General features: G+C 40.3%; 11 protein-coding genes. 9 read left to right on the top strand and 2 right to left on the bottom strand.

What is annotated here, in order from left to right; all coding sequences use genetic code 11:
* Nucleotides 1-154 precede the first annotated feature (154 nt).
* The 6 genes from ABZP26_RS17070 to ABZP26_RS17045 all read left to right on the top strand — a co-directional run bounded on the left by ABZP26_RS17070 (nt 155) and on the right by ABZP26_RS17045 (nt 7,899).
* Nucleotides 155-418: a hypothetical protein gene (locus ABZP26_RS17070; protein WP_029609945.1), complete on the top strand. Its 264-nt coding sequence runs from the start codon at nt 155-157 to the stop codon at nt 416-418.
* Between the two features lie 171 nt (nt 419-589).
* Nucleotides 590-2,320 carry an ATP-binding protein gene (locus ABZP26_RS17065; RefSeq protein ID WP_368485785.1) on the top strand — a complete coding sequence of 577 codons (1,731 nt, stop codon included), beginning with the start codon at nt 590-592 and terminating at the stop codon, nt 2,318-2,320.
* The gene (locus ABZP26_RS17060; protein ID WP_028834110.1) at nt 2,313-3,674 is read left to right on the top strand and encodes a sigma-54 dependent transcriptional regulator; all 1,362 of its coding nucleotides are present in this window, start codon (nt 2,313-2,315) and stop codon (nt 3,672-3,674) included. The genes ABZP26_RS17065 and ABZP26_RS17060 overlap by 8 nt, the downstream gene beginning before the upstream one ends.
* A 174-nt stretch (nt 3,675-3,848) precedes the next feature.
* Nucleotides 3,849-4,805: a porin gene (locus tag ABZP26_RS17055; protein WP_368485784.1), complete on the top strand. Its 957-nt coding sequence runs from the start codon at nt 3,849-3,851 to the stop codon at nt 4,803-4,805.
* 11 nt (nt 4,806-4,816) lie between these two features.
* Nucleotides 4,817-6,292, top strand: a complete 1,476-nt coding sequence (locus ABZP26_RS17050; protein ID WP_368485783.1) for an SLC13 family permease — start codon at nt 4,817-4,819, stop codon at nt 6,290-6,292.
* A gap of 188 nt (nt 6,293-6,480) precedes the next feature.
* Nucleotides 6,481-7,899, top strand: coding sequence for a coniferyl aldehyde dehydrogenase (locus ABZP26_RS17045; protein WP_090493198.1), 1,419 nt, complete (start codon nt 6,481-6,483; stop codon nt 7,897-7,899).
* A gap of 62 nt (nt 7,900-7,961) precedes the next feature.
* On the opposite strand, the gene ABZP26_RS17040 is transcribed toward ABZP26_RS17045, so the two are convergent.
* Nucleotides 7,962-8,687, bottom strand: a complete 726-nt coding sequence (locus ABZP26_RS17040) for a tetratricopeptide repeat protein (RefSeq protein WP_064664106.1) — start codon at nt 8,685-8,687, stop codon at nt 7,962-7,964.
* Nucleotides 8,688-9,002: 315 nt separating this feature from the next.
* Between ABZP26_RS17040 and ABZP26_RS17035 the strand changes: the two genes are divergently transcribed.
* Complete coding sequence (locus ABZP26_RS17035; protein ID WP_368485782.1) at nt 9,003-9,866, top strand: DUF6279 family lipoprotein; 864 nt, start codon at nt 9,003-9,005, stop codon at nt 9,864-9,866.
* A 111-nt stretch (nt 9,867-9,977) separates the two neighbouring features.
* Nucleotides 9,978-11,000: a GGDEF domain-containing protein gene (locus ABZP26_RS17030; protein ID WP_368485781.1), complete on the top strand. Its 1,023-nt coding sequence runs from the start codon at nt 9,978-9,980 to the stop codon at nt 10,998-11,000.
* Here the strand turns inward: ABZP26_RS17030 and ABZP26_RS17025 are convergent.
* A complete protein-coding gene (locus ABZP26_RS17025; RefSeq protein WP_008112392.1) occupies nt 10,997-11,935 on the bottom strand; it encodes a LysR family transcriptional regulator in 939 nt (312 codons plus the stop codon). The two genes, ABZP26_RS17030 and ABZP26_RS17025, sit on opposite strands and share 4 nt — an antisense overlap.
* Nucleotides 11,936-12,053: 118 nt before the next feature.
* Between ABZP26_RS17025 and ABZP26_RS17020 the strand changes: the two genes are divergently transcribed.
* Nucleotides 12,054-13,223, top strand: coding sequence for an efflux RND transporter periplasmic adaptor subunit (locus tag ABZP26_RS17020; RefSeq protein WP_033104168.1), 1,170 nt, complete (start codon nt 12,054-12,056; stop codon nt 13,221-13,223).
* The last annotated feature ends 5 nt before the right edge of the window (nt 13,224-13,228 follow it).

Below are 13,228 nucleotides of genomic sequence, written 5' to 3'. Positions count from 1 at the left end.
TTATAGTCTAAAGTAGTGAGGGGCGGACATAAGCCCTTGTTTGCTTTTATTTCACTGGTAAACTTCGCTGGTTTTGCTGTTTCAATGATTGAAAAAAACCCTCCCCATGGATTGGGCCAGTCAGTTGGGTTTTAAAATGGAAAAGGATAGACGTGTGATCGCACTTTTATTTGATATTGTTGGTATGAGTGGCACTTTTTTAGTGGTTGGTTCATTTTTTTTGCTGCAACTAAATAAAGTTTCACCTAAAAGTTTAACGTATAACTTAATGAATTTAAGTGGCGCTATTTTGTTACTTATTAGCCTTTGTTATAACTTTAACTTAGCAAGCTTTGTGATTGAAATATTTTGGATTGCAGCCTCATTAATTGGCTTATACAAATACTTTAAAGACAAACCTGTCGTTGTAAAAGCGTAAATTAAGCTAAAACAGCACACCTTAAAAGGTGATTAAACCGTGGAATGTAATATTTCACGGTTTTTTAGTTTCAGTACAATTGTTAACAAAAAGTTTCTTCTGCAAAGGGGGATAACTCGTTACAATATTGGCTATTACTTATTATTGGCATCATAGTTGTCATAGGCGTTTATGTTCTCCATCCCCAAAAAAATTATTTTTGCCTGTATATTGTTAGTACTATTATTGGTGGTCACCTTTTCGTTTGGTCGTGCTTATGATTTAGGGCAAGCCAAAATTCAAGCTGATCAACAAGTCATCCAATTAAATAATTATATCGATAACGAACTCGCTCGATTTGCGGCTATCCCTCAGCTGCTAACTGAAAATAACGTATTGATTCGTTTTACTAATAATGAATCACAACACTTTAATGCAATTAACAATTACCTTGCTGATATTCAACAAGCCAGTGGTGCCTCAGATGTATACATACTAGATACTCATGGCGATGTTATTGCCAGTAGTAACTGGCAAACCGACTATACATTTTTAGGTAGTAACTTTGCATTTAGACCTTATTTTAAACAAGCGTTTGCCGGTGAAAAGGTCGCATACTTTGCACTTGGTCAGCGCTCAAAAGAGCGCGGAATTTATTTTTCCCAAGCTATTTACCTAGATGGAAAAGCCATTGGCGTGGTGGCGCTTAAAATTAATGTCGCTAAATTTGAAAACGATCGTTCGCTTTTAAATACCTCAAAAGGAAGCCATTTTTATTTGCAACTTGCCGATAATATTATTGCCATGTCGGATGAACCCGCATGGCGTTTAAATAGTTTTACAGAGCTTGATATTACCGCGCGTCGTGATATTAAACAGCGCCGTGCTTACTTAGATCATCAACCGCTACAAATTAAACAACAGCGCTACAAAAGCCAAGGCATTGAGCAATTTAAAATTGCTAAAGATGAATACGTTTCCGCCTCAAGACCCTTAACTCATCTGAATGCAACCATGACAGTGCTTGTTGATATTTCAAACATTAACGCCTTACAGGTGCCTAGATTGTTATGGCTAGTGTTGTTTTATTGGGTGTTTATTTTTGTTGGATATAGCTTATTGGCACGCTTTGCCGGGTATAAAAAATTACTGTATTCGCGTCACAGTTTAGAGCTTGAGGTACTAGAGCGTACCCAAGCACTCGAAAAAGCCCAAACCGCATTAGTACAGTCGGCAAAATTAGCCACTATTGGGCAATTGAGTGCGGGCATTAATCACGAAATTAACCAACCGCTCAGCGCAATGAACACCTATTTAGCCAGTGCTAAAATTTTCCTAAAAAAGGGAAAGCTCAACGCATTAAATGAAAACTTAATCATTATTGAGAATTTGGTAGAGCGGGTGCATAAAATAGTGGCGCAGCTTAAACACTTTAGTAAACCGGCGACCATGCAACTGCGACCTCATCCACTGTCGGCGTTATTAAACAATGCGTTGATGATCACCCATCCGCAACTTAAACAAGACGATGTTAACGTAAGTCCACCGCAGTTTTCGCAAGAGATCACGGTGTGGGTCGATGCGTTAAAGTTTGAACAAGTATTGGTTAATGTGATCACCAATGCATCACAGGCAATGAAAGGTGAGCCAGTTAGAGAGCTCAGTTTTGATGTTGAATGCTTTGAAGAGCGCGTTAAGCTTTCTATTTTAGATAGTGGCCCTGGTATTGAGCATCATGTGCTGGGGTCTATTTTTGAACCTTTTTATAGTACTAAATCAAGTAACGGTTTAGGGCTGGGCTTGTCGATTTCAAAGCAAATTATTGAATCATTTAATGGTTACTTAACTGCACATAATCGCCCTGAAGGCGGTGCGCAATTTATTATTAGTTTATCAAGCATAGAGGCCACTAAAAATGATTGAAGCCGTTGTTTGCAAACAGATTATTGTTATTGATGATGAAGCGATGATCCGCGATTCATTGAATCAGCTATTAACGCTCGAGGGTTATGAGGTACAGTGTTTTAGTGATGCAAGTGTTGCCTTAAGTCGCTTAAATCGCAGTTTTTGTGGCATTGTACTCAGTGACATAAACATGCCCACTATGGATGGTTTAACCTTTATTGAGCAGGTAAAAGCATTCGATAGTGAACTACCCGTGATATTTTTAACCGGTTATGCTGATGTTTCTGTTGCGGTAAAAGCGATGCAACTAGGCGCGTATGATTTATTTGAAAAACCACTGAACGAAAATTTATTAGATTGTATTGCCAGAGCCTCAGATAAACGTGCTTTAGTAATGGAAAACAGAGCGCTGAAGCGCGCGGTTGAGAAAACGTCGGCGCCCGGTGTGCGTATTTTAGGTGATACGCTTAAAATGCAGCATATGATGAACCTACTCAACACGGTGATTGATACTCCGGCTGATGTGCTGATTGAAGGTGAAACTGGCACAGGTAAAGAATTGGTTGCCCGTTATTTACACGATCATAGTAACCGTTCAAGCTGTCAGTTTGTGGCTATTAACTGTGGCGCAGTCCCAGAGCAATTAATAGAAAGCGAACTGTTTGGGGCTATCAGCGGAGCCTTTACTGGCGCAACACACGATCGCAAAGGTAAATTTGAGTTTGCACAAGGCGGCACCGTTTTTTTAGATGAAATTGAAAGCACTCCTTTATCACTTCAAGTTAAATTACTACGGGTGCTTGAAGAGCGAAAAGTCACCCCCGTTGGTGCTAATAAAGCGATAGAGCTTGATATTCGTATTGTCGCAGCCACCAAAGTCGATTTACTTTCGCTGGTAGAAAAAGGTGAGTTTAGAGCCGACTTATATTACCGACTTAGTTTAGTAAAAGTCAGCATCCCTGCATTAAGAGACAGAAAAGCAGATATTCCACTGTTGTTTAAACATTTTAGCTCTATAGCTGCGACCCGCTTTCATAAACCGTTAGGGGCGCTCAATATAGAACTACAACAACGTTTACTAGCGCACGATTGGCCTGGCAATGTGCGGGAATTGAGAAATCAAGCCGAGCGCGCGGTATTGCTAGGCCCCGATCTGGCATTTGCACAAAGTGACTCAAGCAACAGCACGCTATCATTAGATTTGAGCCTAGCCGAAAAGGTCAGCTTTTATGAGCAATCCTTAATTGAAGAGGCGCTAGAGCTTAACCATGGCAGCATTAAAGACACCATGACAACCTTACAAATTGCGCGTAAAACCCTCTACGATAAAATGAGTAAATATAACCTTAATCGAGATATGTTCACCGATTAATGGGTGGAAATGGTGATATTGAGTGTTTTTTATGTGTGGAAACCCGCACATTTCAATGTTTATTTTTAAACCTTTATTTTTTAAATCACTGAAAATTATTGTTATTTTTTAGTTGGTCATGTTCTTGCTTTGTAGGTGCAGACAACAAGTAGCATCACATAATTAGGACACATAATGAAAAACAATATATTCCAAGGTTCAGTACTTGCTGCGTTATGCAGTGCTGCCACGTTACCTGCAACCACTTTTGCTGCAGACTACACAGTGTATGGTAAAGCCGAAGTACAAATTGCTAACACCGATATAGGCATAATGCGTTACGCTGACGAAGGCACGCAAATAGATGCCCCTTTTTCGCGTATTGGCATTAAAGGTGACCATAAATTAAATGAGTATTTTACCGCGGTATTTAAATACGAAGTTCAAGTAAAAGGTTTTGAACACGACGACACCAATGAGCCTTTTGCAGCACGCAATACTTACCTTGGTCTAAAAGGTGCTTTTGGTGAAGTGGTGGTTGGGCGAAACGACACGCGCTTTAAATATTCAGAAGGTAAGCTTGATAATTTTAACGAAACCCAAGCTGATATTGCTCAAGTAATTGCAGGTCAAGACCGCTTAGGCGATACCATCACCTATACCTCTAAGTATTGGCATAACGCGCAGTTTTCATTTACCTATGCGCCAAAAGATGACAACAAAGATAACGAAGCAGGATTTGCTGCTACGCTAATTTACGGCGACCGAAATTTAAATAAAACACCTTACTCTATTTCAATCAGCCATGTTGATTCGCTTAATAACATTAAAGCAAGCCGTATTGCTGGTGTGTATAAGTTTGAAAAATTACAATTAGGGGCATTGTACCAGCATTCAGAATCGATTGACGGCGCTAAGTCTGGCAATGGTTATGTACTAAGCGCAAGCTATAAGTTAGACAAATGGGTACCTAAAGTACAATTTGCAAAAGATGATTCAAAACTACGTCAAACATCAGACGCTACACAGTGGACTACGGGTGTAGATTATGTATTTGACAAGCAAACCACAGCTTACCTTTTATACACTGACCTCGACCTAGAAGAAAATGCTGATAGCAGTGTTGCACTTGGTCTTAAATATAAATTTTAAGGGCTGAACAAATGACAAAACGTATTTTAGAAAATAACGCGAATAAAAAGCCATTTATGCAATGGCTGTTTTTGTTACTTGGCCCATGTGTCATGCTACTTACTTGCTTAGTTGAGCCGCCAGTAGGTATGTCGGAGGCAGCGTTTAAAACCGCAGGCTTAGCATTTTGGATGGCCTCGTGGTGGGTGAGTGAGGTAGTGCCTATTCCTGCTACTGCGTTACTCCCTTTAGTGATTTCGCCGATTGTTGATATAGCCGCGATAAAAAGTGTTGCAGCGCCTTATGCGCATCCGCTGATCTTTTTATTTTTAGGTGGCTTTTTAATCTCAATAGCGATGGAGCGTTGGGGATTACACAAGCGTATTGCACTAAAAACAATGCTTTATGCAGGTAAAAAACCAAGCTTACAAATTTTAGCGATGATGTTAGTGACTGCATTTTTATCAATGTGGATGTCTAATACCGCTACCGCAGTAATGATGCTTCCTATCGCTTTATCTATTACCCATTTAGTTAAAAGCTCAGATCCTAGTAATGAAGGTTTTGGTAAAGCCCTTTTACTGTCGATTGCTTATGGCGCAAGTATTGGTGGTATTGCTACTTTAATCGGTACTCCACCAAATGCATTAATGGCTGCGTACCTATCAGACAGTTATCAGATTGAAATTGGCTTTGCCGAGTGGATGATTGTTGGTGTGCCATTAGCGCTCGGTATGTTGCTGATCAGCTGGATTTGGTTAACTAAATTCACTTATAAAGTCGATGCGAATGTACAAGCGAACAAGCGTATTGATACCAAAGCGGTATTCTCTTCACAATTAAAAGACTTAGGTCTAATGCAACGTGCTGAAAAGGGCGTGTTGTTTGTATTTATGCTTGCCGCTATTTGTTGGATATTTAGACCTTTATTAGGCGATGTTACTGGGCTTAAAATTTCAGATACCGGTATTGCTATTGCCGCTGCATTATTACTGTTTGTACTACCGGCAAATAAAGGCAGCGATGCGCGTATTTTAGATTGGGAAAGTGCCGCTAAAGTGCCGTGGGGTGTGTTGCTTTTATTTGGTGGCGGATTAACACTTGCCTCGCAAATAAAGTCATCAGGATTAGCTGACTACATTGCCAATATGATTGAAGGGGCGAGTACTATTCCATTAGTCATGAGCATTCTTGTTGTGGTTGCGCTGATTACGTTCTTAACCGAAATAACCAGTAATACGGCAACAGCAGCAGGCTTTTTACCACTGCTAGGCCCCGTTGCTGAGTCAGTAACAGGCAGTCCGTTAGTGTGGGTTATTCCAGCTGCGATTGCGTGTAGTTGTGCGTTTATGATGCCAGTAGCCACACCACCCAATGCGATTGTGTTTGGCTCGGGTGAAATTAAAATGAAAGACATGATCCGTGCTGGCTTTGTGTTAAATATTGTCGCTATTGTTCTAATTACCTTAGTAACAATGACCATAGCAGCCCAAGTTTTTGGTTTTTAATAACCCACTTTAATCAACTAACAAAATAGATAACCGATGCACACAAAAGCAGTGCATCGGTATGCGTTCCAACCAACCTGTTGAGTGTTTTTGCAATCCTTTTCCTCGTGTTGCAAAATCACTCTTTATTGCTCGAGTAACAGAACAAGGATATAGTCTTGAAAACGTTATAAACCGGGTAGCCTATTTTGAACACTGACACATTATCTACAGGGTCTTTGCGTTCGCAATTTAATGAACTAAAGCATGCTTTTGAAGACACCCCTTATTTACCCATTGAGCAACGTCTTGCTTTACTCAAGAAAGTACGCGCTAACATTGTAACGTTAGAGCAAGACTTGATTGCTGCAGTATCTAAAGATTTTGGATACCGAACGGCGTTCGATACCTTAGTGGGGGATATTTTGCCCACCATGCAGGGACTTGCGCATATTATTAAAAAGCTACCTCGATGGTCTAAGCCTAGTCAGCGCAGCGCGGGGTTAAGCTTATGGCCCTCAAAAGTAAGTGTCACCTATCAGCCTATTGGCGTGGTCGGTGTGATTGCACCATGGAACTATCCTATTCAACTAGCATTGGTACCTGTTATTACTGCGATTGCAGCGGGTAACAGGGTGATGTTAAAGCTCAGTGAATTTACGCCTAACACCAATGCCGTTATTGAAAAAATATTTGCAGGTGAATTAAGCCAACACTGCACAATTATTCAAGGTGGTAGCGACGTGGCAAGTGAGTTTTCATCATTGCCATTTGCGCATTTGCTGTTTACAGGCTCGACTGCCGTTGGCAAGTTAGTTATGGCCGCGGCCAGTAAAAATTTAACGCCGGTAACATTAGAGCTCGGCGGGAAATCGCCCGTTATTGTGTTAGAAAAAGCCGATGTAAATAAAGCCGCGCGTGCTTTATTATTTGGAAAAATGGCCAATGCAGGGCAAATATGTGTAGCGCCTGACTACGTGTTTGTTCCTAAAGCATTGGAGCATCAATTCATTAAAGCGCTTTGTACCCTTTATAAAAAACACTTTAAGCAAGGCGTAGAAGGCAAAAACCTGACCTCGATTATTAGCCCTGCACATTATCAACGTTTGCTAGGTTATTTAGAGCAAGCACAAGAGCAAGGTGCTAAAATTACTAAACCGCTTGAACAAAACCAGCAAGATGGCGAAAAGCATCGTATGGGTCTGCATATTGTTACGCACGTAACAGATGAGATGACATTAATGCAAGAAGAGCTATTTGGTCCCATTTTACCCATTATGAGTTACGACAAATTAGAGGACGTGCTTAATTATATTCGATTACGCGACCACCCATTAGCCCTTTACATTTTAGGTCAAGATAAACAGGCGCAACAGTACATTATTAAGCAAACACTCAGCGGAACAGTTGCGGTAAACGACACATTAATACAAGTAGCTGCCGATGATGTGCCGTTTGGTGGCGTGGGGCATTCGGGGATGGGGCATTATCATGGTAAAGAAGGTTTTCTCACCTTTAGCCATGCAAAAAATACCTTAGTCTCTGGCTCGGTTAACCCGCGCATTGGTTTATTACTTAAACAAAATAAATTACTGATCAAAGTGCTAAAATGGCTTTATGTAAAATAGCCTGTAGCGGTTAAAACAAAAAAGCTGATGAATCACTTCATTCAGCTTTTTTAATAGCTAACTTAAAACAGGCGTCCTTCGCCAGCGTATGTTCCCGCTAAAATTTTGGTATAAATTGCATCGGCTTTTTCTTTGGCCTCAGCTACCTCTTTCGGGAGCATAGTACGTTCATCAAGTTTACGGCTGTGACTCGCTTGCATGTTGCCGTTATACTCGGCAATGGTATTCCACACATACGACATTTCAAGATTTTTTGGCATTCCTAAGCCTTCAAAATACATCAGTGCTAAATTAAACTGCGCCAATGTATAATTATTAGCAGCGGCTTTTTCATACCATGTTCTGGCGACTTTATAATCTTGGCTAACACCATCGCCATTTGCGTACATTACACCTAAGTTATACTGTGCTGCGGGAAGGTTCTTATTGGCTGCTTTTTCGAATAAGGTTATGGCCATTTGTTTGTCTAATTTAACGCCATTACCTTCATCATATAAAACCGCAAGTGCAAACATTGAATCTACATGGTTTTTCTTTACGGCTTGTTGGTACAGCTCAGCTGCTTTGTAATAATCACGGGTAACGCCATGGCCACCTTCGTATAGCTTACCTAATTCGTAAATACCCGGTGCATAGCCTTTGTCAGCTAAATAATTAAACTCTTTAAGTGCTTCTTCAAATTCACCCGCATTAGCAGCTCTGATCCCTTCTTCTAGTCCAGCATGGGCAAGAGGGGTAGCGAGCATAATACCGGCCAGTAGCAGTGCTTTAAAATTAGACTGTGACATAAGCATGTCTCCAAATTAGTTGTCGTTCTATGTAAGCGCCATAAAAGAAAACTTACCTAGTGAATCTATTAGGGATAGGTAAAAAATTATGAGCTAAATTAATAACGCCAACGTTTATAACCTAGGTATACAAACGTATTAACAAGTAGCTTTAACTATAGCTCAAAAATTCTAAACTTAAGCATATAGTCATGATATAAATTGCGTTAGCTTGCGATTCTATAGAAAAATGAAAAAAATAAAAGCGAGCAATAGCTTACATAATTACTTATGATGATTTTTGACATCCAAAGCATCATAAAACGGGGTCTGTTAATGTTAAATAATTTAAAAAATATAAAACTAAGCAAAATTATTTTTATAACCAGTTTATTGTTTATTGCCAGTTGTTCTACTTCCTTTGCTTATAACAACCTTGGTTGGCTGTCTTCGTTTTGGATAGACGATTATGTCGACTTAAACAAAAGCCAATCAACGCAGTTAAAAGTGATTATTAATAACACCCGAGATTGGCACCGAGAGGTTGAGTTACCAAAATATAAAGCCGATTTACTCGACTTAAGGCAGTTGCTCGATAAAGAGGCTGATACAGCACAGTTAATGTCAAAAATAACGCAGGTAAAGCAGCATTGGCGCAATTTACTTTTGTACGCGAGTGATCCCTTAATCGAGCTGGCAAAAACGTTAACTCCATCACAACGCAGTGAAATGGTAGAAAACATTCGCGATCAAATTAATGACGAAATAAAAGAGCACGCTTCATTAACCAAAGAGGAGCATCAGCAGTCTCGTTTAGACAGGCAACTAGACTATTACGAACAATGGCTTGGTAAGCTCACCTCAGAGCAGCGAACGCTAGTGTCACAAGCCAACAGTGAATATATCAGTACCAGCAATTTATGGTATGACTATAAACTAACTCGGTTAGGTGCACTTGAGGCGCTTTTTAATCAGCAAACCCTTGATGATGCCCAATTTGCGCAGCAGTTACGCACTATCATTACAGAACGAGAGCTGTTTATGAGTGCTGAACTCATTGAGAGAAATGAGGAAACTTTAAGGGCATACGCACAGTTGCTGGTTAAATTAAATCAAACCTTAAGCCCTAAACAAATCGCACATGTTGATGAGGAATTTGCTGACTTGGTTGGCACAGTTAATGAACTGCTTACAGAATAGCTGCATTTAACCAATCCTTTTTGCTTATTTTAAAGGGGGTTGTTAAGCATAAAATTGTGATTATTGCATTTCAGGGTTAATATAAACGATTAGTTTTGATTTAAGTTTTTTATGGATATAGCCGCTCTTAACAGTACAAAAATATTACGTAAGCATGTCTTAAAATGGATGTGTTTATTTTTTGGTTTGCTGTCATTTATTTTTGCTGTGTTTAACCTATCAAAAAATCATTTTTATATTGTAGGCGGCTTAGAGGTGTGTTTTTCCGCACTTTGTTTTTATATTTTTATACAATTGGTTAAAAACAAGCAACGAAACTGGTATGCCATAACGGTTTGTATGACTGTAACGCTCGTTATATTATGTGGAACCTTTTTGGCACCACTTAAAAATGGTCTGTTTTTGTGGGCGTTTTCTTTACCCATTTTGTATTATCTACTTCTTGGTCGAAAATACGGTATTGTGTTATCGGCCACACTTTTGGTTATGCAATCATCAGTGTTGCTTTATAAATTACCAAGCCCTTATTTTTCCTCTTTTAACCTAGCGCTCAACTTACTGTTTATTTATATTATTATATGGGTCATTTCTCATGTTTTTGAAGGAAATAGGGCCGAATTTTCGAAGCGACTTAAAAACTTGGCCTTACTTGATCCTCTCACGGGGGCAGGAAACCGTTTATCTATGAGCCATTATTTTGAAGTGGAGATAAAAGACAAATCACAGCTGTACTTGTTTTTAATTGATCTTGACCACTTTAAACAAATAAATGATGAATACGGCCATGATGTAGGAGATAAAGTGCTGGTTGAGTTGGCAACTCTATTTAGGATTACTTTCGCAAAAGGGTATGTGTTTAGGGTGGGGGGTGAAGAATTTTCTTTAATGAGCAATTTTGATAGTGCACAATCCGCGTTGGCAATGGCTGAAAATCTTAGACAAGCCGTTGCAAATAAATATATTGAAGCCAATGGTATAACCATAAATTTAACAGCCAGTGTTGGCGTAGTTAAGTACCAACAACAAAATTTGGCTGAATTAATAGCGCAAGCAGATAAGCAGCTTTATAAGGCAAAAGATGCGGGGCGCAATGCGGTTTTTTCTGATATTAACCTCTGTGCAGATGCGGCTTAATACATTTGATCAAAATTAGGAATACTGTTCTCCCAAATCGGTCTTTCTTTGCCAATGTATTCACGCACGGCATCAAAAAACAATCGTGTTCTTACCGGTAAATCTCGGTGTGGGTATACAGCATACATTGCACTGTGTTCCATTAATTTTACATCGGTAAGTAAGGGCACCAGTTGCCCATCAATCACTTCTTTATCTAAAATAAATGCCGGCGCTAAAAAGTAGGTGGTGCCAGAGAGGGTTTTCATCAGTAATACTTCTGCATCGTTTGCTCTAAACACACTTTTTATTTTTTGCTCGCAGTGCTCGCCAGTGTGGTTATAGTAATTTATGCCTTCTACCCGCAGTGAGTTGCTGGCATAACTGGCCGCTGGCAATTGTGCCAAATCAGTGATTGTTGTTGGCATACCGTATGTTTCTATAAACGCTGGCGCGGCTAATAGTAACAGACGATTACGGGCAATTTTACGAGCAATTAATGATGAGTCTTTGGGTTCACCCACTCTAAACGCTAAATCAAATCCTTCAGATACAATATCAACCAGTCGGTCATCTAAACGCAGTTCTACTTCCACTTGTGGAAAGCGTTTTTGGAAATCGTTGATCACTGGCTGTAAGTAGCGTCGACCTATTAAAGTCGATGCGGTCACTTTTAATACGCCGCGAGGCTCTTGGTGGTAGTTTTCTGCCATGCGCACCGTTTCGCCAAGCAGGCTTCGCAGCTCACCCGCTTTTTTTATCATTTCAGCGCCCGCTGCTGTAAGAGAGAATGAGCGGGTTGTTCTGTTTAATAGTCTTACCCCAAGTTCATCCTCTAACCGACTAATTTGCTTAGAAATCACTGAGCGGTCAATATTTCGTATTTCGGCTGCTTTTGCAAATGAGCCTTGCTCTACCACTTCAAGCAGCATTAATAGTCGACTGGTTGTATCCATTATTTCATCACTTAGTGAGTATTGATGCCATTTTGGCACTAATGAATTTAAAAATCTATTGTTTTTGTCATCAAGTATGTTCCGTATTATGCAATGCTAAATTAAAAGGAGCGTCGTTATGAACAAACACTTAATTGCTACAGCACTATCTGTTGCATTAATCACACTGGCCGGTTGTGCCGATGAAAGTACAGCGCAATCAGCCCCCGCACAGCAACAACAAGCTATTGATGTAGCCGAAGTCTTGGTTAAGCCAGTTCAAAGTTGGCATACCTATACAACACGCTTAGAGTCACCGCAAAAAGTGGCATTAATGCCGCGTGTATCCGGCATTATTGAGCAAATTGAATTTAAAGAAGGGGATAGCGTTAAACAAGGCGATGTATTATTTCGTTTAGACGATCGCTCATTCGCTGCAACTGTTGACAGTTTAAGCGCTCAGGTAAAAAGTGCTCAAGCAGCACTTGAACAAGCAAAAAGCGAAGCATCGCGTGCTGTACGCTTAACTGAGCGAAAAGCCATTTCGACTGAGCAAGCACAAGCGCGTACATCGACTTTACGTCAGCGTGAAGCACAACTTGCTGCACTGCAAGCGCAGCTTAAAGCTGCAAAGCTCGATTTAGAGTTTACGTCAGTGGTTTCTCCTATTGATGGCGTGATTTCTCGCGCAAATATTACCAAAGGTAACAACGTACTTGCAGGGCAAAGCGTGCTTACTTCAATTGTTTCTAATGACAAAATGTACGCTTACTTTGATGTCGATGAACGTACTTGGAATAGCGCATTTGACGAAGTAACAGCTGCAAGCAAACAGCCTGTTGTAATGCAAAAAGTAGGGCAAGACGATTTTAACTATAGCGGCCATATTAACTTTATAGATAATCAAATTAACGCATCTACAGGCACTTTACGCGTTCGTGCGGTATTTGATGATCGCAGTAACGAGCTGCGTTCGGGCTCATTTGCACGCATTAAGTTAGCTGCTAATGCAGTGCGTGAAACTGTCATTATTCCAGACAGAGCCATAGGCACAGATTTAAAAAATCGCTTTGTGTTAACGGTAGGCGAAAACAATGTGCTGCAGTATAAGCTTGTAACGGTAGGTGAGCGCTATGGATCGTTGCGAGCCATCACATCAGGACTTGAGCAAGGCGATGTTATTGCTGTAAATGGCCCTGCTCGTGTAGGACCCGGTATGCCGATATCACCAAATAAAGTGGCAATTAATACCCAAGGCGTGGCATTTACGCTAAGTGCTAACCCTGCCGATTTAGTTGCTAAGCAATAAGGTTA

The organism is Pseudoalteromonas sp. SD03 (assembly GCF_040937955.1).
Taxonomy (GTDB): Bacteria; Pseudomonadota; Gammaproteobacteria; order Enterobacterales; family Alteromonadaceae; genus Pseudoalteromonas; species Pseudoalteromonas tetraodonis.
This window is presented reverse-complemented; position numbering and strand designations above follow the sequence as displayed.

Coding starts and splice junctions, on each gene's coding strand:
- ABZP26_RS17025 (WP_008112392.1), bottom strand. CDS start 11,935: ATGGATACAACCAGTCGACTATTAATGCTGCTTGAAGTGGTAGAGCAA.
- ABZP26_RS17020 (WP_033104168.1), top strand. CDS start 12,054: ATGAACAAACACTTAATTGCTACAGCACTATCTGTTGCATTAATCACA.
- ABZP26_RS17055 (WP_368485784.1), top strand. CDS start 3,849: ATGAAAAACAATATATTCCAAGGTTCAGTACTTGCTGCGTTATGCAGT.
- ABZP26_RS17065 (WP_368485785.1), top strand. CDS start 590: ATGTTCTCCATCCCCAAAAAAATTATTTTTGCCTGTATATTGTTAGTA.
- ABZP26_RS17035 (WP_368485782.1), top strand. CDS start 9,003: ATGTTAAATAATTTAAAAAATATAAAACTAAGCAAAATTATTTTTATA.
- ABZP26_RS17030 (WP_368485781.1), top strand. CDS start 9,978: ATGGATATAGCCGCTCTTAACAGTACAAAAATATTACGTAAGCATGTC.
- ABZP26_RS17060 (WP_028834110.1), top strand. CDS start 2,313: ATGATTGAAGCCGTTGTTTGCAAACAGATTATTGTTATTGATGATGAA.
- ABZP26_RS17040 (WP_064664106.1), bottom strand. CDS start 8,687: ATGTCACAGTCTAATTTTAAAGCACTGCTACTGGCCGGTATTATGCTC.
- ABZP26_RS17050 (WP_368485783.1), top strand. CDS start 4,817: ATGACAAAACGTATTTTAGAAAATAACGCGAATAAAAAGCCATTTATG.